This is a genomic window from Streptomyces sp. NPDC045022 (assembly GCF_056432605.1).
Window position 1 is genome coordinate 1 of sequence record NZ_JBWKIR010000077.1, and the last position, 1,846, is coordinate 1,846.

The following is a 1,846-nucleotide window of genomic DNA, read 5'->3' on the forward strand; positions in this document are numbered from 1 at the left end:
GATGGGTAGGGGAGCGTCGTGTGCCGGGTGAAGCAGCACCGGAAGGTAGTTGTGGACGGTTCACGAGTGAGAATGCAGGCATGAGTAGCGATACAAACGTGAGAAACGTTTGCGCCGATTGACTAAGGGTTCCTGGGTCAAGCTGATCTGCCCAGGGTAAGTCGGGACCTAAGGCGAGGCCGACAGGCGTAGTCGATGGATAACCGGTTGATATTCCGGTACCCGCTGTGAAGCGTCAAACATCGAGCATCGTGATGCTAAGGCCGTGAAGCCGTTCCGGACCCTTCGGGGAAAGGAAAGTGGTGGAGCCGCCGAACCAAGCGGTTAGTAGGTGAGTGATGGGGTGACGCAGGAAGGTAGTCCATCCCGGGCGGTGGTTGTCCCGGGGTAAGGGTGTAGGACGTCAGGTAGGTAAATCCGCCTGGCAATAGTCTGAGACCTGATGCCGAGCCGATTGTGGCGAAGTGGATGATCCTATGCTGTCGAGAAAAGCCTCTAGCGAGTTTCATGGCGGCCCGTACCCTAAACCGACTCAGGTGGTCAGGTAGAGAATACCGAGGCGTTCGGGTGAACTATGGTTAAGGAACTCGGCAAAATGCCCCCGTAACTTCGGGAGAAGGGGGGCCATCACTGGTGAGAGGACTTGCTCCTCGAGCTGGGGGTGGCCGCAGAGACCAGCGAGAAGCGACTGTTTACTAAAAACACAGGTCCGTGCGAAGCCGTAAGGCGATGTATACGGACTGACGCCTGCCCGGTGCTGGAACGTTAAGGGGACCGGTTAGTGCGCTTTCGGGCGTGCGAAGCTGAGAACTTAAGCGCCAGTAAACGGCGGTGGTAACTATAACCATCCTAAGGTAGCGAAATTCCTTGTCGGGTAAGTTCCGACCTGCACGAATGGCGTAACGACTTCTCGACTGTCTCAACCATAGGCCCGGTGAAATTGCACTACGAGTAAAGATGCTCGTTTCGCGCAGCAGGACGGAAAGACCCCGGGACCTTTACTACAGTTTGATATTGGTGTTCGGTTCGGCTTGTGTAGGATAGCTGGGAGACTGTGAAGCTTGGACGCCAGTTCAGGTGGAGTCGTCGTTGAAATACCAGTCTGGTCGTGCTGGATGTCTAACCTGGGTCCGTGATCCGGATCAGGGACAGTGTCTGATGGGTAGTTTAACTGGGGCGGTTGCCTCCTAAAGAGTAACGGAGGCGCCCAAAGGTTCCCTCAGCCTGGTTGGCAATCAGGTGTTGAGTGTAAGTGCACAAGGGAGCTTGACTGTGAGACCGACGGGTCGAGCAGGGACGAAAGTCGGGACTAGTGATCCGGCGGTGGCTTGTGGAAGCGCCGTCGCTCAACGGATAAAAGGTACCCCGGGGATAACAGGCTGATCTTCCCCAAGAGTCCATATCGACGGGATGGTTTGGCACCTCGATGTCGGCTCGTCGCATCCTGGGGCTGGAGTCGGTCCCAAGGGTTGGGCTGTTCGCCCATTAAAGCGGTACGCGAGCTGGGTTTAGAACGTCGTGAGACAGTTCGGTCCCTATCCGCTGTGCGCGTAGGAGTCTTGAGAAGGGCTGTCCCTAGTACGAGAGGACCGGGACGGACGAACCTCTGGTGTGCCAGTTGTCCTGCCAAGGGCATGGCTGGTTGGCTACGTTCGGGAGGGATAACCGCTGAAAGCATCTAAGCGGGAAGCCTGCTTCGAGATGAGGACTCCCACCCACTTGATGGGGTAAGGCTCCCAGTAGACGACTGGGTTGATAGGCCGGATCTGGAAGCCAGGTAACTGGTGGAGGTGACCGGTACTAATAGGCCGAGGGCTTGTCCTCAGTTGCTCGCGTCCACTGTGTT

General features: G+C 56.8%; 1 rRNA gene. It reads left to right on the plus strand.

Annotated features, from left to right (window positions below):
• Positions 1–1,824: ribosomal RNA gene (locus AC07C1_RS41205) — 23S ribosomal RNA — on the plus strand; the annotation flags it as partial.
• Positions 1,825–1,846: the final 22 nt, after the last annotated feature.